This is a genomic window from Botrimarina sp. (assembly GCF_040219535.1).
In the GTDB taxonomy this organism is placed as follows: domain Bacteria; phylum Planctomycetota; class Planctomycetia; order Pirellulales; family Lacipirellulaceae; genus Botrimarina.
Map to the genome: position 1 here is coordinate 216,256 of NZ_JAVJSH010000024.1, position 23,660 is coordinate 239,915.

General features: G+C 68.4%; 13 protein-coding genes. 3 read left to right on the forward strand and 10 right to left on the reverse strand.

The annotated features are described in order from the left end of the window. Window positions 1-297: 297 nt before the first annotated feature. From RIC11_RS14645 to RIC11_RS14690, 10 genes are all read right to left on the reverse strand, one after another. Window positions 298-2,541 (reverse strand): family 78 glycoside hydrolase catalytic domain, encoded by a 2,244-nt coding sequence (locus RIC11_RS14645; protein ID WP_350212575.1) that lies wholly within the window; start codon window positions 2,539-2,541, stop codon window positions 298-300. A 239-nt stretch (window positions 2,542-2,780) separates the two neighbouring features. Further along, a complete protein-coding gene (locus RIC11_RS14650; RefSeq protein WP_350212577.1) occupies window positions 2,781-5,018 on the reverse strand; it encodes a CehA/McbA family metallohydrolase in 2,238 nt (745 codons plus the stop codon). Beyond that, a complete protein-coding gene (locus RIC11_RS14655) occupies window positions 5,015-6,397 on the reverse strand; it encodes an SGNH/GDSL hydrolase family protein (protein ID WP_350212578.1) in 1,383 nt (460 codons plus the stop codon). The genes RIC11_RS14650 and RIC11_RS14655 overlap by 4 nt, the downstream gene beginning before the upstream one ends. Then, a complete protein-coding gene (locus RIC11_RS14660) occupies window positions 6,345-7,415 on the reverse strand; it encodes a carbon-nitrogen hydrolase family protein (protein ID WP_350212579.1) in 1,071 nt (356 codons plus the stop codon). Before RIC11_RS14660 ends, RIC11_RS14655 begins: the two co-directional genes overlap by 53 nt. Next, a complete protein-coding gene (locus RIC11_RS14665; RefSeq protein ID WP_350212581.1) occupies window positions 7,412-7,891 on the reverse strand; it encodes a hypothetical protein in 480 nt (159 codons plus the stop codon). Before RIC11_RS14665 ends, RIC11_RS14660 begins: the two co-directional genes overlap by 4 nt. 51 nt (window positions 7,892-7,942) lie before the next feature. Then, window positions 7,943-9,010 carry a DUF1559 family PulG-like putative transporter gene (locus RIC11_RS14670; protein WP_350212583.1) on the reverse strand — a complete coding sequence of 356 codons (1,068 nt, stop codon included), beginning with the start codon at window positions 9,008-9,010 and terminating at the stop codon, window positions 7,943-7,945. A 75-nt stretch (window positions 9,011-9,085) separates the two neighbouring features. Then, window positions 9,086-10,288 (reverse strand): hypothetical protein, encoded by a 1,203-nt coding sequence (locus RIC11_RS14675; RefSeq protein ID WP_350212585.1) that lies wholly within the window; start codon window positions 10,286-10,288, stop codon window positions 9,086-9,088. 161 nt (window positions 10,289-10,449) lie between these two features. Then, entirely contained in the window at window positions 10,450-11,382 is a 933-nt protein-coding gene (locus RIC11_RS14680) for a PEP-CTERM sorting domain-containing protein (protein ID WP_350212586.1), read from the reverse strand. A 76-nt stretch (window positions 11,383-11,458) separates the two neighbouring features. Beyond that, complete coding sequence (locus tag RIC11_RS14685) at window positions 11,459-13,330, reverse strand: lectin-like protein (protein WP_350212588.1); 1,872 nt, start codon at window positions 13,328-13,330, stop codon at window positions 11,459-11,461. Window positions 13,331-13,383: 53 nt separating this feature from the next. Continuing rightward, the gene (locus RIC11_RS14690) at window positions 13,384-13,899 is read right to left on the reverse strand and encodes a sigma-70 family RNA polymerase sigma factor (protein WP_350212590.1); all 516 of its coding nucleotides are present in this window, start codon (window positions 13,897-13,899) and stop codon (window positions 13,384-13,386) included. 574 nt (window positions 13,900-14,473) lie between these two features. Here RIC11_RS14690 and coxB point away from each other — a divergent pair. From coxB to RIC11_RS14705, 3 genes are read left to right on the forward strand one after another with little or no spacing between them, the layout of a single operon-like run. Beyond that, window positions 14,474-18,721, forward strand: coding sequence for a cytochrome c oxidase subunit II (gene coxB / locus RIC11_RS14695; RefSeq protein WP_350212592.1), 4,248 nt, complete (start codon window positions 14,474-14,476; stop codon window positions 18,719-18,721). Continuing rightward, window positions 18,718-22,143 carry a DUF1553 domain-containing protein gene (locus tag RIC11_RS14700; RefSeq protein ID WP_350212594.1) on the forward strand — a complete coding sequence of 1,142 codons (3,426 nt, stop codon included), beginning with the start codon at window positions 18,718-18,720 and terminating at the stop codon, window positions 22,141-22,143. The genes coxB and RIC11_RS14700 overlap by 4 nt, the downstream gene beginning before the upstream one ends. Next, window positions 22,140-23,621: a DUF1501 domain-containing protein gene (locus RIC11_RS14705; RefSeq protein WP_350212596.1), complete on the forward strand. Its 1,482-nt coding sequence runs from the start codon at window positions 22,140-22,142 to the stop codon at window positions 23,619-23,621. Before RIC11_RS14700 ends, RIC11_RS14705 begins: the two co-directional genes overlap by 4 nt. The last annotated feature ends 39 nt before the right edge of the window (window positions 23,622-23,660 follow it).

Here is a 23,660-nt window from a genome sequence, read left to right on the forward strand (position 1 = left end):
CCGTTGCCACTACGAACGACCGGCGGCGTCAGCCCCAGAGGCAGGCTATGGCGATCACGGGCTTCCTTGGCTGACCCTGCCGGCCCTGCCGGCGTGCCTATCGGGTCACATCTCCGCTTTACGGACATCCGCTGCGGGCGCTGGGGTCGCGGCCGGCGAGGTGCGAGGCGGACTTCAATCGACGAGCCGATGTCCGCCAATCAGCAGGAAGCCGACGGTGTGATCCACCACGACACGGCCCGGCGACGGCTCGGCGGCAGTCGCTAGGGCTATACCACCTGCCGAGCCGGAGGCGGATTACTCGCATTCGATGACCCGGTGACCGGAGAGCGGCTCGTGTAGCCGCCAGGTCTCTCCTACACGCGTCGCGGAAGCGGGCTGCCCGTCGACGCGGACACCACGCCGCCCGGCGGCATGTGGCACGAAGACGTCGGCGACCGCGCCCTCCGGAACCTTGATTTCCATCCGGAAAGACTCGTCGCTCTGCCAATCGATCTCGATGGGCCCGTGCGGGGAAGGAACGACCCCTTTCGCGTAGCTTAATCCGCTCGGCTTCGGCCGGATGCGGACGCGCTTCCAGCCCGGGCTTGCCGGCTCGACTCCGAGCACGTACCGCGGCAGCAGGTTGGCCGGCGCTGCGCCCCACGCGTGATTCCAGTCGAGGTTTGGCTTGTAGGCGCGATCCCAAGCTTCCCAGGTGATCGTAGCGCCCGAATCGACCATGTGACGCCAGCTGCGGTCTCCCGGAGCCAGGATCATATCAACCGCGGCTTCGCCCGCGCCGTTCTCGAACAAAGCCTCGAGAAGGTACTGAGCGCCATAGACCGAGCAGCGCATCCCGCGGTCGGCCAACCACCTCGCGGCTTCGCCGCGATTCTGCTCGGGCGTCAATCCGAACGCCAATGGAAAGAAGTTGGCGTGGGAGGAAGAATGATCGATGCCCTTGCCGTCGCTGAACAGGCCAGACGACGGGTCGAACAGCTCGCGGCGGAAGACCTCGCGGAACTCGCTGGCGTGCTCTTCGTACGCGGCCGCGTCGGCCTCTTCGCCGATGGCCCGGGCGAGCTCGGCCATCTTCGCAACCGCCGCGTAATGAAACGCGTTGACCACCGTGTTGATACGGGAACGGACGTAGCCGTCTCGCTCGGGGGGCGGCCAATCGACGATGTCGTTACGCCGGATAGCTTCGTCGTCGCTTTCCACCAACCCCGACGGGCCGAGCCCGGAGGCAAGCGTTTTCGCCTTCAGCGCTTCGTACCGAGGCCCCAGCCAGTCGGCATCGGCCGTCCGCACCCAATCAGCGTGCGCCATGAATATCAAATGCGGCTGCCATTCGGTCGGCCACGTGGGGTTTTCCAGCAGCCAGTCAAGCGTGCGGCGGGCGAACCCCACATCACCCTCGGCGTAGTAATGGCTCAACTGATTAAGGTAGGCGTCGGCCTCGTAGGGGATCCGCTCTCGATCACCGTCGACGTACACGCCGGCGAAGGCGGTCGCCTTGATCGAATAACGGCACAGCCGCCAGACGGCGTTCAGCCGCGGGTCGGAGCAGTCGAATGCCGCGGCTCGGTGATCCCAATCGGAGGGAAAGGCAGCCCGACGCACGATCCGGTCCGCCGCCCCTTCCGATAAAAGGAAATCCGACGGCAGTCCTTCTATTTCGACCCATCGGAAGGGCGTAACGACTCCCCAATCTGGCGGTGTAAGAACCGCGGGCGGATGCCTCGCTGCAGTCTGCCCCGTGTTCCGTGCGTCGGGCGCCGGCGCTACGCGCGTTGCTTGGTTGGGCGCCAGGTCAGCCTCTACCTCTGCGTACCGCACCGTGCCCGGAGGTCTACGATCGACGCGGCCGCCTTCCAAATTCTCGCCGAACCGCACGGTCACCCGCCTTACGCCATCGCCGGGGTGGGTGAGCTCGAGGTTGCCAAACGCCACCCGGCCGAAGTCGGCGAGGATCGTACCGTTGGAGATCTTTGACATCGAGTCCGGCGTCTGCTCGACCAAGTCGACGACACCTCGCGCCGGGTAAACGGGGAGCGGCTTTAGGTAGAGATTGCGGAAGCGCGATGCCTCCCCCGGTGCGCCGCCGTGTTTCAAGCCGATGTGCCCGGCGCCGCGTGTCTCGTCGCGCCGCTCGCTGACGAGAACGCCGTTGACGCGGACGAGGGTCCGCCCTCCGCGGGAGGTGATGTCGTAGCGGTTCCACGCGTTCGGCGTGATGGCATCTCGGACGGCTGGCCCGATGAAGTCGCGATCCGGCAAGGCTTCTCGAGCCCCGTTCACGCCGCCGGCTTCGACGCGGGAACACAACACCACGCCCGAACCAGCCCCGCCGCGCGGCCATCGGACGTCGAGTTGGAGTCGGAAGTCCGCGAAAGCGCGATCGGTTACCAAGACAAGCTTCCTGTCTCCGGCCAGGCGTATCTCCCGATCGACGACTTGCACGCCGCCATGCCCGTCGGGTTCCCCCCACCCTTGGAGCGATTCGCCATCGAACAGGGGCTCGTAACCGAGCGCGGCGAGGGTGCGTGGCGGCAGCACCGATGGCCCTCCATCAATCGGCGCCGCCACCAAGCGAGGGCCCGAAGCCGACAACACAGCCGCCGCGCTGGTGAGAAGAGCGAGCGACCCCGGAAGCGACGTCCAGCGGGCTCGTCCCGGAAAGAGTTGGCGTCGTTGACGCCCGTGGCGCGGTCCGATCATCGCGGCAGTATAGCCTCGGCGGGACTCCGAGGCAGCGCGCCCGCGTGCCCTGCGCTCCGCAAGCGCGGGCAGACGCCTCACGGCTCGGCGGCGCGCCCCGCGGCCGCGCTGGAAGCGGGTGTCGCCTCCTCGAAGCGGCGAGACAACTCGGTATAGAACCGGCGCGCCGACGCTACGCGCTGCCGAACCTCTTCGGCCTGCGCGGCGGTCACCTTGGCGATCAGGTTCTGAGGAGACACCGGCGCCGCCGCCAGCCGCTCGGCGTCCTGGAGCATCTGCTCGACCTCGTCGAGCACCTTCAGCTGCCGCTGCGCAAGTGCACCGACGGCTTCGCGGTCGCCGTGGAAGCCGTCCCGGCCGGCGACGTACACCGGCGTCGTGTGGGCCTCGGACCCGTCGTGCCCAATCGCGTGGGCGGCGAGCCACCCCCCGCCATCGCAATCGATCGCGGTTCTTATTCGTAGCGATTCGCGGGAAGCGTCGGGCGACTCGGCAGACGCGACCTTCTTGCCCCGCCACACGAGGTCCAATCGCTCGGGCGCCGACCAGCCCGGATCCCCCGCCGCCTGGACCTCGACGTTCAGCGGTTCGCCCTCGTTTGCCGCGACCGTTTCACCAGGCCCCGCGCCGGCGACTCGCAGCCGCAGCATCGGGCCGTTCGTGACAAACGTCTTCCCCGCACGCAGGGCGTCGAACCAAGCGTCGGGGTTGAGCTCGGTCGGGTCGCCCGTGTGGGCGTAAACCCTCGTCGCGCCGACCGTGCCGCCGTAGGGCGTGTCAGCTCCGGCCGACGCCGTCATCTTGAAACCGAGGTTGAGGAAATCGTAGTACAGCTCGAGGCCCAGGTCTGCCTGCATGATGCTGTTGAAATCGACGATCTCTAGCGGGGTGAACAAGGCCATCTCGCGGTGCACGAAGCAGGCATTCGCGCCCACGTGCGTGTGGCCGTACAGCCCGCCATCGGCGTGGATCGCCTCGGCGAGCCGATCGTTCTGCAAGTAATGCTTTAGGTCGCGAACTTTGCCGCGCAGGTTCAGCCCGATCGCGTGGCCCAGGTCGCTACGCGGGTCCTCTTGTCCCGGCACGAGCCAGTGGTCGCCGCGCCGAGCCCGGAACTCGGGGCCGAACCCACGCTGCGGGTAGTAGGTGCGTAACGCATCGCCCATCTCGAGAACGTTGGCGACGCCCAGGTCGACCGCGACAGCGTAGTCGAGCAGCCGCTGGGCGTCGGCCCCGCTCATCAGCCGCGCGTGCACATGGTCGTCGCCGGACCACCACCCCTCGTCTGACTGCCGAGTCCACCGCCGCGGCGACAGCTCGACGTCAACCGTCTGCTCTGGCCGCAGGTCAACGAGCTGTCGCACGGGCGTGTGCTCTGGCCCACGCATCGCCACGATCTCCCACTGCCCGGCGGGCAGCGTCATGTCGGTTTCAGGCGGCGTGATCCAGTAGCGGCCCCGCTTCTCACCGGGCAAAAAGAACATATAGCCGCGCCCCGGCTCGCTGACCGGCGGGCCGACGACGTCGTTCAACTGGGCGCGGAGGTCCACCGCCCCGGCCGGTTCGCGGTAGGCGCCGCCGGCGGCCGACCGGATTGCCACCAACGCGTGCGTCGGCGCGTTCCGCTCGTCGCGCAGGGTCAGACGCAGCCGCGACCACGGCGGGGTGGTCAGCTCGATGGCGTTCCAAAGCGTCGGATCGGTTTGCGAGCGGCGCCTCACCGCAAAACGGATCGTCGTCGGGTCCTCGGGGACGCCCGCCAGACGAACGACGACGCACGCCTCGCCCGCGTCGGGCGCCACCAGTTCGGTCGATCGATCGAACGCTTCCCCCGTGAGGTCCCAGTCGATGACGCGCAGCTCCGTCGGGCCGTCGCGGCCCGACGTCACCCGCAGCAGCAGCGTGTTGTGTTGGGGATCGACCGCGACCCGGCTGAGGTTTTGCGGCGCCCGGTCCAGGTCGATCACGATCACGCCCGGCATCCGTTCCAACAGATCGACGAGCGTCGCTTCCGCTTTCGCCCGGAGGTGATCGGCCAGCCGCGGATCGGCTCCCGGCGCGGCGCCCCAGCGCACGCGTTGCGCGTCCATCAGCAACTGCCGAACGCGATCGAGCAGCTCCGCCGCCCGTTCATCGCAGCGGGGCCGGAGCAGCGGGAGGGCTTCGGCGAAGAACTCGGTGGAGCCGCGTAGCGGCGGCGGCGCGTCGCCGAGTTCGGCCGTCGGCACGTCGAGCGATAGGCTCTGGTGCGCGTCGGCGAACGACGCGAGGAGGCAGAAGGCCGCGACAGCCAGCGTCGGAGCGGCTCGCTTCATTCCGGCAGATAGCCCTCGAAGCGGAGCAGCGTTTCGTCGCCCGCGCCCGCGTACGACGGCGGCAGGGGATTGAGCCACGCGACCATCTGGTCCTTCACGGCGTACGCAAAAAAGTGGTTGCCTGTCGGCGTGTAGTGCCCGATGTAGTAGCGGTCGACGTACTCCTTGGGCGTGCCGCGGAAGCGGGCGAAGTCTTCGACGTGCGCCTCCACGGTGTCGACCACCGGCAGGCCGCGGCGCCTGACGCTCTCGGTGAAGTCGGTCGGGTGCCAGTCGACCTCGCCGGCCTCTTCGGCCGTCTCGCCGGCGCAGTGCCGCCAGACCGAACCGGACGGGTGGCTCAGCAGCACCATGAGTCGCTTTCCGCTACTCTGGGCAAGGCGAGCGGCGTCGGCCACCACCAGCTTGCCCACGGCGATCGCGTAGCGATTCATCACGTGGCGGGCCGCGCGGCGGCGCGACGCGTCGTCGCCGAGGTCGAGCGATCCGACTCCCCCCGCGTCGGCCAGCCGGCGGAGCGCGTCGGCATCGTCCAGCCGCCCCGTGTTGGCCGCGACCAGTGCGTGTGTCACGTCGTCGTTGCCGAACAGGTCGATCACACGCTCGGTGTCGCACAAGTCGTACAGCGACTCGGGGGTGGGGCAAAGGTTGGGGCGCTCGTCGAGGTCCCCGTTCTCGGTCAACCGTGCGTGCACCCACGGGTTCGCGTGGAACATCACGCCGGTCATCGACGAGAGCACTTCGGTCGGGAAGCTCAGCCACCGCCACGCGTACACGCTGCGGTGGTGGTCGTCGCCCCAGATGTTGAGCACCAGGTGCGACGCCGCCATGTCCGATGCTTCGACGTCGCGCATCCTCCGGCAGGCTTGGTACACGCCGAATCCGCCGATGCCCCAATTGCGGACCGGCTCGCAGAAGTGCGCCGCCAAGACCTCTTGCCAGGTCTCGCCGTCGGAGACCTGGTGGCCCTGGGTGAAGCTGTCGCCGTAGGTGTTGATGCGGCAGGGCGCGTCCGGGAAGTTCACTTGCCGGCGCGGACCCCCGAAGTCGCGCCCGCGGCCGTAACGCCCGAGAGTGCGCGCGCCGTCGACGCCGTCGCGTACGAACGCGTCACGCAGCAGGTACCCGTAGGTCGGGTGGAACCGCGCCCAGACCCGCGCGTCGGGGTCGAGGAATCGGTCGACCGTTTCGCGCGGTACGGTGTGCTCCTTGAGGTAGCGCGCGACCGAGTCGGGCAGCGGCCGCCGCGAAGCGAACGCCCCCGTGGGCGGCGCGAGGCAGAGCCCGCCGACCGCGGCGGCGCCACGCAGGAACGCGCGACGCGACTCATCGGTCGAGGGCGGCGGCGTTGGGCGGGTTGGCGTCGGCGAGTGGCTCATCGGCGGGGTCGGTTTCGGGGGGCGGCAGCTGCGATCGGTTGACGAACTTCGGCGCGTCCGGGTGGTCCCACGGCACCTGGGGGTAGTCTTGCCAGACGCGCACATCGCGCGTCAGCAAGCCGTACAGCTCGGGGCGACGCTGGTGCATCGTGCGGAGGTGCTTGCGGTGGCGGCGGAGGGCCGCCATGTCGATCGTCGCATGGACGCACGCGTCGCCGGGTTCGGCGATGCGGGGGAACAAACGGGCCTCCTCTGGCTCTCCCTCAGCGCTGAGGTAGCGGCCGGCAAAGCCGGTGTTCTTGCCGTCGGTGATGTTCGCCCCGACGACGCAGCCGTAGGCCTCCGATGCGAACCGGCAATGGCTGTCCTCGACCATCCCGTCGCGGCCGTTGATCCACAGAACGATCTCCGCGCCGCCGAACGAGGTGCACCCCCAAGCCTCCGGGAAGTAGCCGTCGTAACACTGCAGCACGCCGATCGTGCCGAAGTCGAGCGGGAAGACCTTGAACCCCCCGCCGAGGATGCCCCGCGCCTCCTGGTCCCACCCTTCGACCGGCGGCCAGAAATGGGGCGGGGGGCCCGACGCGGGGTGGGTCTTCAGGTAGCGGCCGAGGATCGCGCCGCCGCGGTCGACGACGAGCGCCGTCGTGGCGTACCGGTCACCGTGGTTCTCGACGAGCCCGGCGATCGCGTACATGCCGTGCTGTGCGGCGAGCTCACGGAAGCGCTTCACACGCGGGTGATCCGCATCGATCTGGTAGCCGAGCACGTACTCGGGAAACACGATCAGGTCCGATCCGTAGCCGGCCGCCTGCTCAAAAAAAGCAGGCATTCGCTCAATCACCGTATCGGGCGACTGACCACGAAGCGTCAGTTGCACCAAGGTGATCCGCGCTGTGTCGGTGATCTGCGTTGTGTCGTCGTCCGCGTAGAGGGGGCTACCCGAAACCGACACGAGCGTCAGCGCAGCCAAGAGCGACGCGGCGAAGGACGTTCTATTGAAGCACAACTGGCTCACGGCTTGCTCGACAGTTCGAATTGGAACTCGTTGTTGCGGCTCGAAAGTTCGCAGGTCAGCGGCGTCGTGCCCGGGTCCGCGTAGGCCTCTGGCAACAGCGTGCGGACCCACTTGTTGCGGCGGCTCGGGGCTTCCGCGGCGGACGGCGCCGAGGCCTTCACCATCGACTCCGCGTCGGTGACCTCGACCTCTTCGAAGGTCTGCTCGTTCTCGGGCGGCTTGATCACGACGACGCGGTACTGGCCGGGGGGCGCGCCGTCGTTCGGGGAGTAAGTGGTGAGCGACAGCCGCCCCGCGTCGTCGGTGGAGCCGAACGCCGCGCGGCCGCCCTTCTCTCCCTGGCGGACGAACGTCACGGCCGCCTGCTGCAAGGGCTCGCCGTCGTAGGTGAAGGTCGCGTCGACCGGCACGACCCGTGGCTCGCCGCACCCTACGAGGGCGGTCCCGGCGAGCAAGAGAAATAGGAATCGGAGCACGAAGTACCTCGAGAGAAGGTCAGAGCGTTGGGCCAACCCGCCGCGGCGGGTCTAGAGCTTCGAGATCGCCTGCCCGTCGTCTTTGGACCCGAGCAACTGGAACGTCGTGAAGTCGATGTCGTCTTGCAAGAACGCGACCGAGCCGTCGGCGTAAGCGAAGTTCGCCCCGCCCGGGTGGCTCGATTCGAAGCCGATCGTCACCTTGTGGTTGCCCCGGAAGAACGCGGGCCCGTCGGCGCAGCGGTCGATGCCCGGATCGATCGGCCAATTGATGGGGATCGTCGTCGCGCCATGGGCCGTCCCCATGTCGTTGCCGGCCCAGTACTTGAGCGTGATACGAGGGTAGTCGAGCGTGTGCTTCGACGACTCGATGAGGGTCTCGCCCAGCAGCAGCGTGTTGGTCGTGCCGTCGGTCACGTGCTTCACCGCCACCTTGAAGTACGCCACCCGGCTGAACATCCCGGTCTGCGGGCATCGCTCGGGGTCGCCGCCGGGCGGCGCGCCCGCGCAGAAGACCGGGTCCGTGAACGGCACGGTGATCCCGATCGAGCTCCAATTGACGTTGAACGCGGCGAGTGCGGCCGCGTCGCGGTTGCCGCAGTTGGACGGCAGCAGCAGCGGCCCGGTGCTCCCGGTGTAGTTGAAGACCGGCTCGGGCGAGGTGAACGGGTCGCTCGGGCAGCGGCCGATCTCGAGCGACGGCGGCAACCATTCAGGCTGCCGCGAACGCTGATCCGCGACCCACATGCCGATCGGGTCGAAGATGTCGGGATCGGACAGCTCGGGCAGCGTGTCCGCGATCGCCTGCTCCTCTACGTAGGGGAGCGTCCACACAACCCACGAGCCGTGGTCGTTGGTCCAGCCGGTCTGGGCGTTTCCCGTGAAGCTCGACGGGTCGAGCGTCCAGCCGTGCACGCCCCCCTGGGGGAAGTGCTTCCGTGCACTGTGGTAGTTGTGCATCGCGGTCGCCCAGTTCTTCAGGTGCGACACACACTGCGCACGCCGGGCCGCCTCGCGCGCGGCCTGCACCGCGGGCAGCAGCAGCGCGACGAGCACACCAATGATCGCGATGACAACGAGCAACTCCACCAGCGTGAAGCCGCGGCGTCTAAGGGCCATCTGCTATTCTCCTCGTAGCAAGAAAAGGTTCATCCGTGCCCCCGACCGGGCGCACGACGGCTCGCGGGTTAGGATTCAGGCCTTTCCGCGACGCACGCCAGCCAGCAACGCGAAACCAACGAGCGCCGCCGCGGAAGGCTCGGGTACGGCGGTCGCGCCGCCGGCCGTGGCGCCGTAGTTCGACGCCCAGAACGCGTAGTCCTCGGCGTCGACGAGCCCGGGGGTGATCGCGTCGGGGTTCTCACCGGGCAGCGAGATCGATTCGCCCTCGCTGTCGCGGAAGACGGTGTAGTCGGCCGCGTTGACCTGTCCGTCGAAGTTGTAGTCCGCCGGCACGGCCTCCGTCGGGGCGGCGAACACCGTGAAGTCGTCGAAGGTGTGGACCGCCAGGGCGTTGCCGGCGAACTGGCGGCTGCCGAACAGCGTGATGTAGTTGTCGGTGTAGCCGCCATCGGCCTTCTCGTAACTGTAAACCGGCAGGCCGTTGACCGACACGTCGATGACCGTTGAGCCGATCCCGTCCCAGGGGTTGCCGTCGGCGGGGTCGTCGATGTCCAGTTGCACCGCGAGCAGGCCGTCGCCCGCCATGTGGTCAACGACGACGCCCGAGTTGCCCTCGTCTTGGATGATGAACCCGTCGGCGAACGCCTGCATGAACGAGCCTAGCCCGCCCGCCAAGTTGTCTTCGACGAAGTGGATCGAGAAGTAGTCGCGGATCGGCAGGCCCTCTTGGACACCGACCTGGTCCTCCGAGTCGATCAGCGTGGTAGGGGCGCCGATCGTGATGCCGGCCTGTGTGAAAGTGCCGCTGCCGGGGAACCCCTCCTCGGCGATGACGCCGACGTCCAGCGTGAAGCTGATCCGCTTACCGACGACACCGGCGTCGACCACCCCGTCGAAATTAAAATCGGGGGAGACCATCGTCTTGTACGAGAAGATCGGCGGCGTGCCGTTGGGTGGGTTGCTGCCGTTTTCGGCGATCTGCAGGGGCTGCGCACCGTTGCTCGGGGGGAACAGCTGGTGGGCGAAGCTGTTCGAGGCGTCGGGCGTTGTGGTGACGTACGACACGGGCACGAACGGACCGCCCTGCCGCGGCGTGCCGATCTCCTCGTTGATGTTGAAGCTGCTCACGCCGGAGGTCGTGCCGCCCGCTTCGCTGACGTTGAAGCCGTCGTAGAAGACCGGCGTCACTTGTGCCGACGCCGGCGCGCCGCCCACGGCGATGGTGGCCGCAGCGATCAGCGCGGCCGGGGAGAGGGTCGATCGGAGCTTGAGCATCGGGGACTCCAAGAGAAGAGTTGTGAGGCAGGTGTTGTGGTGATCGCTTGACAGCGAAGTGTGGTTGCGACGGCGTGGAGCCGCCGCTCGGCCGCGGCGGGACCTCCACGCCGGCCGTCGCCGGCGTGGGGTCCCCCCGCAAGGTTGATGTCTGGTAACAGTCAAGGTTTCGAGCGGCGCCGAGCAGCCGCCCCGGCGAGGCCGAGGGTCGCCAAGCCGGCCGCGGAAGGCTCTGGGATAGCGGGACCTGAGAACACGGTCAGGTTGTCGAACAGGTGCGTCACGGTCGCGTTGGACACGAAGTCGCGACCCGCGAGCAGGGTCAGGTAGTTGCTGGTAAGACCGCCGCCGCCGAACTCCTGCGGGGCGCCTACCGGCATGCCGTTCACCGACACTTCGAACACCGTCGAGCCAACGCCGTTCCATGGGTCCCCGTCGAGCGGGTCGTCGATGTCGATCTGCACGTCCATCGGGCCGAAACCCGCTGGGTTCGCGATCAGATTCTGCACGAGCCCTTCGCCGTTGAAGAACTGCAGGAAGGCCCCATTGCCACTGAAGGTATCCTCAATGAAGAGGACGCCGAACTTCGGACCGCCGATCGCGTCGGCGGCGACCAGCGGGTTGGCCGAACCGAGGGTGACGCCGGCCTGAACGAACGCGCTGGCCGGGTTGCCCGGCTGCAGGATGAGCGAGGCCGCGTCGAGGCTAAACGTGACCCGCTTGCCCAACACGTCGGCGCCGGCCGGGCCGCTGAAGTCGAGGTCGGGCGACGCGAGCGTCGGCGCCGCCCCGGGCAGGAAGCCGTCGCCCGCGAGCTGCAACGGCTGCACGCCGTTGCTCGGCGGGAACAACTGGTGGCGGAAGTCGTTGGTGGGGTCGGCGGTGTTGGTCACGTAAGCGGTGGGCACGAGCGGGCCGCCTTGCCGCGGCGCTCCCAGTTCGGCGTTGATGTTGAAGGAACTGAAGCCGTTGGCCGTCCCCGCGTCCTGCGAGAGGTCGTAGCCGTCGAACCAGTACGGGGTGAGCGTCTCGGCCGAGGCCATTGGCGCGGCGGCCATCAGCAGCACGGCGGGAAACCAAGTTGTCGTTCTCATGAGGTCTGCCTTCAGGTGGAAAAGATAAGTCGCCGCTTAAACGGCGTTCCGACACACAGCGCTGTAACTCTCGTTGTTAACTCCCTTCCCCTCGCTCGCCCGACCCCGGGGCCGGGTACTCGACAAGATAACCAAACCACCCCGCGGGCCGACGCTCCCAGGGAACGGTCTGCAACCGCCAGGCCCCGTCGAGCCAACGCATCTGTCCGTACACGCGGTCGGTCGGGATGTTCGGCGTCGTGTGAGGGTCAAACGCCAGCGGCGCGCCGGTGACCCACCGCGGCTCGTCGGGCGACTCGCCGCGCAGGCCGACGAAGTTCTCTGCGACGCCGCACACTTTCAGAATCGTGTCAACGACGAAGTCACGCTCGGCTTCTGTCTCGAACGCGGCGAGTTGGCCCGCGACACCCAGCAAGCTCGTCTCGCTCGCCCGCTCGGCGGCCTCGTCCCAAGACAGGGGCTGCAACGACATCACCAGGCGGTAGTGCTGCCCGTCGCCGCCGAGGTCGCGCGTCCAACCGATCGGCTCCGAGGCGATCGAGCAGTCGCGCCGGTCTTCGGACGTTGGCTCGTATTCGACCAGCGAAACCCAGACCGTTTGGTGGATGCTGTCGTTGCTCAGGTCGTTCCACGCCCACGGCGCGCCGGCCAGGCTGGTGTACATCCCGTAGTCCTCGCCGCCGTGCCCTTGCCTCTCGATGTAGTTGTCGGGCTGTTTGAGCGGCGCGACGGCCCAGCACTCGTACTCCACTGGCTCGCCGGTTACCCAGCGGAAGTAGCCCTCCCGCAACACGTCCGTGATCCCCATCCACGCGCTGGGCAGCGGGCGGTCGCCGATCAAACGATTGACGACGAACCGGTGCTCCTCCTCTGAGGTGACCGTGAGCAGGTGGCCCGGCAAGCCCTTGTGGTAGCGGTTGTAGGCATCCAACGCGGCTTGTTGCCACGTGAGCGGCGCCTCGTGTACGACGATCTGGTAGTAGTGCCCGTTGCCGCCCTTGGCGGTGGACCAGAGGATGGGCTCGACGATCTGGTCGGCCAGCCCGCGGAAGGTCGCCGGCGAGAACTCCACGCCGGCGCCGCGTGTGCCCGCCTCCGCGACGCGCCAAGCCTGGCGGTCCGTCAGCGAGTGACGCGGCGTCTGGCCGTTGTCGCCGTCGGCCGGATAAACCAAGTCGACTTGCCCTCGGAAGACATGCACCTCGGTCGCGCCGGAGTCGTCCGCCACGACGCCGAACTCCGTGCCTTGGTCGACTAGCGTCGAAGTGGGCGTAGTGAGCGTGAAGCCGATCGCGTGTTGCGGCACGTAAACGGCGACCTTGCCGCTGCGAAGGAACGCCGAGTCGGCCGATTCGATCGCCAAATCGGCCGGCCCCTCCACGACGATCCGCACGCCGGAATCCAGCACCAGGTCGGCCCGGCCCGCCCCCAGGCGGAGCTCCCCGCTGCCCACCCGTCCCCCCACATCGAGTGGCGCGGCGCCGTTGCTCCATACCGCCGCGGTCGATTCGCGAAGCGTGGCGACGAAACCGCCGTCATCGACTACAAGGGTCATCCGATCCGACGAGTTCTGGTCGGCCGGTCCCGCCGCGTCCTTCGGCGCCAAGAGAGCGACGGCGGCGACCGCAGCCGAAGTCGCTAGCACCCCCCCCACCAGGAGCCACCGCATCGACGATGATCCGGGGCGTGCCGGTGGTGAAGTCGGTCTTGCGGGGCGGCCATGGGTGCGGGCGAGGCCTCCCGCGCTGTCGAGTCGGCCTGTGCGGTGGCGCCAGACAAGGCCCGCGTTGACCTGCAGATAATCGAGGTAGGGCCGCCGGAGGCTCGGGTGCTCTCGCAGCAACTGCTCGAGCCTGTCCCGATCGGAGGGGGCGATCGTGCCGTCGCAGACTTGCCGCGTCAGCTCGTCGAGCTGCTCGGTGATCGGCGTGTCTGATGAGTCGCTCACAAGCAGGCTCTTGGCTGGCGGTCGCCGCAATCGGGGTTGGTTGGGTAGTGGCCTCAGGCCGGGCTCCGGCTCAGCTCTCGATTCACACACTCGACCAGATTCTTTCGTATGCGGTGCAGCCGCATGTACAGCGCCGCCGGGGACAGCCCTAGCGACTCAGCGATCGCGTTGATCCCTGAGGATCCGAGGTAGCATCGCTCGACCAGCTCCCGCTGGCGCTGCTGGAGCCGGTCGAGGCACCCCGACAACGCCGCCGACCGACGCTCGTCCGGCTGCTGCTCGATCTCGCTAGCCAGCATCTCGATGACCGGCTCCGACAGGTGCACGTTGCGTCGTTCACTCCGCCGCAGCAGGTTGCGGATCTCGTTCAGCGCGATCGCCCTCGCCCAGGGGAGAAAACCTCGCTCCGCGTCGAACTGTTCCCATTTCTGCCACAGCACCATCGAGGTGCGTTGCAGGACTTCCTCGGCGTCGTCCCGATTCGGGAGCAACGTGGCGATATAGCCGTAGAGCCTGCCCTGGTTCTCGATAAACAGCCGTGCGAAGTCGTCTTGGGGCGTTGAAGACATCAGGGCTGCCGGTCGGGGCGTGCAGTTCTGCAGCAAGAGTCATTTTTCCCGTTAGCCACTCTGGCATGGGGTCCGCACCGCGGTCATCCGCAGGCGATCGCCCGGCCCCTGGCCCACGGACCCCTCGCCCTCGGGACTGATCGTTGCCGGGGTGTCGCAACTAACGGTTTATCGCGCCCGAGCGGCCAGAATTTAGAAAACTTCTACCCGGCCTTCCACTTCACACGCTTCTCGCCTCGGCCCACAGCCAGCACCCCCGCGCCGACGCCCGCCGGCAGCTGGCGCCGCGTTTTGCCCGTTAAGTTTTCTCTCTTGGCGACGACTTGCTGGTACCGCCAGACAGTTAGGGGTCGGCCGGACGGACGATTCCGCCGGCGTCGTAAGGGCTGCACCCTCCGCTTTTGCTCCGCCAACATCGACCTAAACGTCGCCGCTCCGTTTGCTTCGTCGTCACTCAGCCAACGTGGTCTCGGTTCCGGCAGCGCAGCCTGTCCTGCCGGTGCTGCTCGCGCTAACACTCGCTTCGCCACTCTGGGCTGATGACACCGCTCGGCCGCAGGAGACCGCGGCGTCGGTGGATTGGGGCCGGTTCGAGCGGCAGGTGGTCTACGCCGCAGCCGTGGACCCGATGCAGATGGACGTTACCCCCGAAGGCCGGATCTACTTCGCCGAGCGCGCAGGCGTCATCAAGTCGATCGCCCCCAACTCGAACTCGGCCATCGAAGTCGGGCGCCTGGAGGTTGGCCTATTCGGTGAGGTGGGCCTGATGGGCCTCGCGACGCCGCACGACTACTCCGAACGGCCCGGGCTTTACGTGATGTATTGCCCGCAAACCAAGCCGAGCGTGATCCGCGTTTCACGGGTCCCGCTACGCGACGACCGGCTCGACCTAGCGGCGGAGCAGCCGTTGCTCGAGTACCCGATCGACATGGACTTCGCCGTCCACATGGGGGGCGGCCTCGCCGTGTCCGAGGCCGGCGATCTGTTCATCGGCACGGGCGACAACACGATCCCAATCCCCGAACTGCCACTCGACGAGCGCCCGGGCAACGAGCACCTGGACGCCCGCCGCACGAGCGGCAACTCGCGCGACCTCCGCGGGGCCATACTCCGGATCCGTCCCGATGGGCGAGGTGGCTACACGATCCCGGCCGGCAACCTGTTCGCCGACGGCAAAGGAGGCCGCCCCGAGATCTACGCGATGGGCTGTCGCAACCCCTTCCGAATCAGCTACGACGACGCCACCGGCACGCTCCTCTGGGGAGACGTCGGCCCCAACATCGCGATGGACGTGCCCATCGGCCCGGAGGGCTACGACGAATTCAACGCGACCCGCACCGCCGGGAACTTCGGCTGGCCGCTGTTTGTCGGGCCGAACGAGGCGTACCGCGACTACGACTTCGCGACCGGAGAACTCGGCGACGCCTTCGACCCGGCCGCGCCGATCAATGACTCGCGTAACAACACGGGGGCGGTGCGGCTCCCCCCGGCCCGTCCGGCGATCATCTGGTACCCGAGCGAGGAGTCGCAACTCTTTCCCGAGCTGGGGGCGGGCGGGCGTTCGGCCATGGCGGGGCCCGTTTACCGTTGGAACGACTCGCAGGACGCGACGATCCGCCTCCCCGAGCGCTACGACGGAGCCTGGTTCATCCACGACTGGTCGCGGAACTGGATCAAGGCCGTGTGGCTCGACGGGCAGGGGCGTCCCGCCCGTATCGAGCCGTTCATGCCCAACGCGTTGTTCCGCAAGCCGATCGCGTTGAAGCCCGCGCCCGACGGCTCCTTGCTCGTGCTCGAATTCGGCGACAAGTGGTTCGACAACCGCGACGCACAGATTACCCGCATCGTTTACCGCCGCGGCAATCGACCGCCCAAGCCATCGCTCACCGCCTCGAGCACCGTCGGTAAGGCGCCGCTCACCGTCGAACTCGACGCCAGCGGCTCGACCGACCCGGACCCGGACGACACACTCAGCTACGCCTGGTCGCTCGATGGCGGCGAACTCAAGGGCGAAACGGGCTACCGGCTCCGGCTCGACCTGACGGAGCGGGGGGCACACTCGGTCGGCGTCGTGGTGACCGACACGAAAGGGGCCTCTGCCGCGGCGGCGGTTCAGGTCAGTGTCGGCAACGCGCCGCCGGTCGTCGAGCTGCAAGCGCCGCTGGACGGCGGCTTTTTCGATTGGGGCGACCCGATCAAGTACAAGGCCAGCGTCGTCGACGAGGAAGACGGCTCGACCGAGTCCCACGAGCTGCCGGACGCGTCGATCGTCGTGCGGGCGACTTACCGGCAACGGCGGCAGTTGGGGGACGATGCGGCCATCGACCCGGCCTTGGCGACGATGCGGAAGTCGACCTGCTTCTCTTGCCACGCGACCAACGCGTCGGGCGGCGGCCCGGCCTACCTCCAAGTGGCCCAACGCTACGCGGGCGACTCAGCGGCGGTCGATCGACTTGCAGAAAAGATCGTCTCGGGCGGCGCCGGCGTTTGGGGGGCGAAGGCCATGCCTGCCCACCCCCACCACACGATCGACGAAGCCCGGTCGATGGCCCAGTGGGTACTCGGCGTGGCGAGCGATCGCACGCAACAAGTCGTTACGGGACAGACCTCTACTTTCCTGGCGCCGGAGAAACCCAACCACCGGGGCGACGCCGGCGTGCTGGTTCTTGAGGCCGAATACACCGACCTCGGCGTCGACGGGATCCCGCCCGCGACCGGCGTGGGCGCCGCGGTGCTCCACTCCCGCCGCAAGAAGCCGGCGTTCGCCGACCGCTCCTCCGGCATGACGTCTGTCGATGTGTTCGAGGGCGAAGGCGGCATGGTCGGCTTCTTCGCGCCCGGCGGCTGGGCGTGTTTTCGGGGCATGCGGCCGGACCTCGCGCCGAGCGTGCGTGTCCGCGGGATCTCTCTCCGCCCCGAGCCGCAGCGCGTCGAGCTCCGCGCCGATTCTCCCGACGGCCCGGTCATCGCCGCCGTCCAGTTGCCCGCCGGATCGTACGCCGAGGTCGAGTCACCGCTGCAGGCGACGGGTGGCCTCACCGACGTTTACTTAGTCGCACCAGGCGGCGCGGGCGCCGAGCCGGTGGTCGCCGTGAACTGGGTCGAGTTCGCGCTCGGCGCCAACCAGCAGCGGCTGGCGAAGGTGATGGTTGCTCCCCAATCGTCCGACGATCCGGCGCAGGCGAATCGGCTGCGTCGGTGGGCCGAACTCGTGGCGAGCACGCTCAACCAGCAGGACGAGCTCGCGGCCATCGTGGCGCCGGACACCGATTGGCCCGCCGACCAGCGAGTGATCGCAGAGTCCCGTGCGGTTGTGCTCGTGCGGCAGGCCGCCGAAGGGAAGCCAATCGACGAGGTCCCCGCACGGCTAGAGCAACACGTCGACCTGATGCGGCGTCTGGGGGTGGGCGTGGTGTTCCTGCACGTGGCGCCGGCCGACGAGCCGCCGTCGGGCGAAACCGCGAGTTTGTCTGGGACCGATCCCTCGCGATCCCCCACTTTCGGCCCCGCCAAGTCCGTCGAGATCGTTGGCTGGCCTCGCTTGCAGTCGGAGCTCGAGCCGTGGCTGGTGTACGCCACCGAAGGCGCCGAGCGAGCAGTCGCCTGGAGCGACGCGCCCGCCGACGCCGGCCGGCGCGTTCATCTCGCCGCGCCCGAGGACCCGTCTGCCATGGCGGCCGAGCCGCTCCGCGACGCGATCTCCCGCGCCGTGCTGTGGGCCGCTTGGCGTGACGAACGGCGAGCCGTCGCCACGTGGCTCGACCCTTCAACGATCGCCGCCGCCGCACCCGACGGCCTCGCGGAGACCAAGCCCAAGCCACCGGGCCAAGCAGACTACCGCCAGCCCGTGCCGGGCGACGGCCTGTTGCCCCCGGCCGCGTCGACCGGCGCGGCAGCGGTCGACGACCTGTTCTGGTTCATCACCGGAGTGTGCCTCGCTTGCGCCGGCCCGATCGTCGCTGTCATGGCGGGGTTCGTTTGGGCTTACCGGGCGCGGGACTGGGGCAGCGGCGCCCACACGATAACTCACCACAACGGCTTGGAAGCGGCCTGGTCGATCGCGCCGGCCATCGTCGTTGCGATCGTGTTCTACCGCGGGATGACCGGCTACCTCGACTTCCGCACCGAGCCGGTCGGCGCGTACGAAGTACGCGTCCGCGCCCAAAAGTGGAACTGGTCTTTCGAGTACCCCAACGGGTATATCGACCCAGACCTGCACGTTCCCGCGGGTCGGCCGGTGCGTCTGCTGATGACCTCGGCAGACGTGATCCACAGCGTGTACATACCGGCCTTCCGCCTGAAGATGGACTGCGTGCCGGGCCGGTTCTCTTCCGCTTGGTTCGAGGCGCCCGAGCCCACTCCGCCGGGGCACAGCCACCCGCTCTACTGCGCCGAATACTGCGGCGTGAATCACTCGGGTATGCTGGCCCATGTGGTGGTCCACGAACAAGAAGAGTTCGATCAGTGGCTCGCCGAAGCCGGCGACCTAACCAAGCGGCTGCCGCCGCTAGAGGCCGGCAAGCTGCTCTACGAGCGTCGCGGGTGCCAGCAATGCCATTCGACCGACGGGACCCGACGCCCCGGCGGCGGCCCGAGCTTTCGAGGAGCTTTTGGGACCGAGTCGGAGCTGACTTCGGGCGAGACAGTCGCGGTCGACGAGAATTACCTCCGCGAATCCATCCTCAACCCCATGGCGAAAGTCCGCGCCGGGTACCGACCCGTTATGCCAAGCTTCCAGGGCCAACTCAGCGAGAGCGAGGTCGATGCTCTTGTCGCGTTCATCAAGAGCTTGGGCGATCCAGCGGAGGTGACCGACCCATGAAGAGAGTGCAAAGTCTCATCGCCGTCGCCACGGCCACCGTGGTGGCTTCGGCCGTTGCGCGAGAGGAGCCAGTCGACTACGTGCGGCACGTCCGACCGATCCTCTCGGCGAAGTGCTTCTTCTGCCACGGCCCCGACGAAGCGACCCGCGAGGCCGGCCTGCGCCTCGACGAGGAGCAGGCCGCGTACGAGGACCGCGGGGGCTACTCCGCTGTCGTGCCGGGCGACCCGCAGGCGAGCGAGGTGGTGCTGCGGATCGAGGAAACGGAGCCTTCGATGCAGATGCCGCCGCCCGACTCGGGAAAGTCCCTCTCGCCCGACGAGATCGACGTCCTGCGCAGGTGGATAGAGCAGGGGGGAGAGTACCGCCCGCACTGGGCGTTCGAGCCGGTGCGCCGCCCCGGGCCGCCCGACGGCGCGGCCGCGCACCCGATCGACCGGTTCATCGGCCGCCGCCTCACGGAGCAAGGGCTCGAGCCCGCCCCCCCGGCCGACCCTCACACGATGGTCCGGCGGGTCTATCTCGACCTAATTGGGCTGCCGCCCAGCCCAGAGGAGGCCGACCGATTCGCGGCCAACCCCACCGACGAGGCATACGGAGAACTCGTCGACCGCTTGCTGGCCTCGCCACACTACGGGGAGCGTTGGGCGCGCAAGTGGCTGGACCTGGCGCGGTACTCCGACACGAAGGGCTACGAGAAAGACCGCCCGCGCGAGATGTGGCGTTACCGCGACTGGGTCATCGACGCGATCAACGCCGACATGCCGTTCGACCAGTTCACGGTCGAGCAGGTCGCCGGCGACATGCTCCCCGCGCCCTCGACCGCGCAGCTCGTCGCGACGGGCTTCCACCGCAACACGATGACCAACGAGGAAGGGGGCATCGACCCGCAAGAGTTCCGGTTCCTCTCGGTTGTCGATCGTGTCAACACAACCGGCACGACGTGGCTCGGACTGACGATCGGGTGCGCTCAGTGCCACACGCACAAGTACGACCCAATCACTCACAAGGACTACTACGCGTTCTTCGCGTTGCTCAACAACTCCGACGAGCCCACCCTCGCGCTGCCGTCGGCCGAAGCCGACCGACGCGAGGCGGCGGTCGGCTCCGAGATCCGGGCGTTGTCCGACTCGCTCGCCGAGCGCTACGCGGCGAAGGCCGCCACCGGCGAGGCGCCGCCCCTGGAGGACGCCGCCAGCCAATGGGCGGAGGAGATTCGCGGCCTTCTGGCCGACTGGACTCCGATCCGGCCGGAGCAGGTCGAGACAAACCTGCCATCGACCGAGGTGCTGCCGGATGCGTCGGTCCTCGTGTCGGGCGACGTCACCAACGCCGACCGCTACGACGTCAAGCTGGATCCGGCGACCCCCGCGGTCACGGCGATCCGGATCGAGGCCATCCCAGACGAGTCCTTGCCGGGCGGCGGCAGCGGCCGTCGGACGATCACCGAGAACGACGGCGCGGGTCTCGGCGGCTTTTTGCTCACGGAGGTAGAAGCGGTTGCTCACGGTCCCGAGGGCGACCGATCGATCGGCTTCGCCGCCGCGACGGCGACTTTCACCCCCCCGGGCCTCGAGCCCGCGATGGCGATCGATGGCCGCGCCGACACCGGCTGGACGGTGCACGGCCGCCAGCGAGAACGGCAGTCGCTTGTGCTCCGATTCGCCAAACCGGTCGAACTCTCACCGGGCGAGCAACTCAAGCTAACTCTCCGGCACGACTCGTTCTATCCGGCCGGTCTGGGCAGGTTCCGCCTGTCGCTGACAGATTCCGAGCTCCCCGTCGAAGCGACCGGCTTCGACGAGCCGACCGCCAAAGCCATCCGCACCCCTGAAACCGAACGCGACGACACGCAGCGCGGGCTGGTTCGGGCGGCCTTCCTAAAGCGGACTCCCGTGCTCCAGGCGGAACACGACGAGCTGGCCGCGCTGCGGAACCAGATGATCGAGCGGCCCACCGCGCTCGTCATGCGCGAAAGGACCGAGCACCCGCGCGAGACCCATCGGCGACACCGCGGCGAGTACCTCAAACGGCGGGAGCAGGTTGAACCGGACACGCCGTCGGTGCTGCCCCCGCTGCCCGGCGACGGGCCCGCGGACCGGCTCGACCTGGCTCGTTGGCTGGTCAACGACGCCAACCCGCTAACGCCCCGGGTGGTCGTGAACCGCTACTGGCAAGCCTTCTTCGGCCGGGGCCTCGTGAAGACCAGCGAAGACTTCGGGCTGCAAGGAGAGTTCCCCAGCCACCCCGACCTGCTCGACTGGCTCGCGGATGAGTTTCGCAGCAACGGCTGGTCACGCAAGGCGTTGCACAAGTTGATCGTCACCAGCGACGCCTACCGCCGCAGCGCCGCCCATCCGGCCGCCGCCGACGTCGACCCCGAGAACCGCTGGCTGGCACGCGCGTCGCGCATCCGCCTCGACGCCGAATCGGTGCGCGACGTGGTGCTCGAGTCGTCGGGACTGCTGTCGCCGAAGCTGGGCGGGCCGAGCGTGTTCCCCCCCCAGCCGCCCGGCGTAACCGAGGCCGCCTACGGACCGCTCGATTGGGTCGTGAGCACCGGAGAGGACCGCTACCGACGCGGCCTCTACACGTTCAACAAGCGGACGGCGCCGTACGCCGCCTTCTCGCTCTTCGACGCCCCCAGCGGGGAGAGCTGCGTGCCACGTCGCGACCGATCCAACACGCCGCTGCAGTCGCTCGCGATGCTCAACGACGAGGTCGTGGTTGAGGCCGCCCGGGCGATGGCGATCGGCCTGGTGCAGAACGACTCGGCGCCGCGTGAGCGTGCGGTCGCTGCGATCCGGCGGTGCGTCACGCGGCCGCCCGAGCCGCAAGAGGTGGCGAGCGTCTTGCGCTTTGTCGAACAGCAGAGAGAGCGCCTCGAGAGCGGCCAGCTCGACGCGTTGCGAGTCCTCAACGCCGGGCCCTCGATCCAGTGGACGTTCGACAACGGCGCCCAGGGGTGGACCGCCCGCAACGACGCGCGGCTCGTGCCCGCCGATGGCCGGCTGGTCGTCGACGCGACCGGCCCCGATCCCTTCGTGGGCGTCGACGTCGAGGCGCCGGCCGGACGCTACACGCTGGAGTTCGACGCCCGCTTGGCCGAGGCCGGGTCGATCGAGCTTTATTGGACAACGCTCGACGAGCCCACCGAGTCGCCCGAGCGCCGCGCCGACGCGAAGGCCCCGGCGGATCGCTGGGGCGCCTACCACCTGGAGTTCGCCACAAACGGGCCACTCCGCACGCTCCGGCTCGACCTAGGGGCCGGACCCGGCGCGGCGCAGCTCGACTCGGTGCGACTGGCCTACGGCGACGGACTGGTGAGCCTGACCGCGGGCGACGACCCGGTGGAGCTCGCCGCCTGGATGCTCGCTTGCCGCGCACTGTTGAACCTCGACGAAGTCGTCACCCGCCCGTGACCACCCCGCTCTCCAACAAGCACGCCGGCGCCATGCAACGTGACACCCCGACCGACCGAGGCGCGCTGCGCGGGGTCACGCGCCGCCACTTCTTCCAAGACTGCGGCGTCGGCGTGGGGAAGATCGCTTTGGCGAGCCTGCTCGCCGGAAACCCCGCCCGCGCGGCGTCGCGCCGCGCCGACCCCCTCGCGCCGAAGGCGCCGCACTTCGAGCCGAAGGTCGAGTCGGTCATCTTCCTGTTCATGGCCGGCGCGCCCAGCCAGCTGGACCTATTCGACTACAAGCCGAAACTCGCCGAACTCGAGGGCAAGCCGCTGCCGCCGAGCGTGATCGGCGACCAGCGGTACGCGTTCATCCGGCCCGACGCGGGCCTCCTCGGGCCGCGTTTCGAGTTCGCCAAACACGGCGATTGCGGCGCCGAGCTGTCGTCTGCGTTGCCCCACCTGGCGAAGGTCGTCGACGATATCGCCATCGTCAAGTCGATCCAGACCGATCAGTTCAACCACGCGCCGGCGCAGATCTTCTTCAACAGCGGGTTCCCTCTGCCGGGGAGGCCCTCGATGGGATCGTGGGTGACGTACGGCCTCGGCAGCGAGGCCGAGGACCTTCCCGGTTTCGTGGTCCTCTCCTCGGGCGGCGGCACGAGCGGCGGCGCGGCCAACTGGACCAACGGCTTCCTCCCGGGCGCCTACGCCGGCACGCCGTTCCGCTCGACGGGCGACCCGATCTTGTTCGCGTCGAACCCGCCGGGCGTCGATGAGCGGGCGCAGCGCGACACGATCGACCTCGTCCAAGCCCTCAACCGACGCCGCTTGGACCGCCTTGCCGACCCCGCCATCGAAACGCGGATCAACGCGTACGAGACCGCTTACAAGATGCAGTCCCGTGCGCCGGAGTTGGCTGACCTGCGTAGCGAGTCGGAGGAGACGCTCGCCGCCTACGGCGCCGACCCCGACGCGCCCTCCTTCGCTCGCAACTGCTTGCTCGCGCGGCGGCTGGTGGAACGCGGCGTGCGGTTCGTCAACGTTTACCACAAGGGTTGGGACCACCACAGCGACGTCGAGTCTGGGCTCCGCGACCAGTGCGGGCAAACCGACCAGGCGAGCGCCGCGCTAATCGCCGACCTGAAACAGCGCGGCTTGCTCGACAAGACGCTCGTCGTCTGGGGGGGCGAGTTCGGCCGCACGCCGATGGTCGAGTCGAGCGCCGCGAACAACCGGGTGAACGGGCGAGACCATCACCCCCAAGCGTTCACGATGTGGTTCGCCGGGGGCGGCGTTCGACGCGGCGTGTCGATCGGCGCGACCGACGAGCTCGGTTTCCACGTCACCGACGACCCGGTCCACGTGCACGACGTGCAAGCGACGATCCTCCACCTGCTCGGCCTCGACCACCGCCGGCTGACCTACCACTACCAAGGCCGCGACTTCCGCCTGACCGACGTGCACGGCCACCTTATCGACAAGCTCCTCGCCTGAACGCGCCGCCGCCCCGCCCGCGGCTCGCCGTTCTGTTCA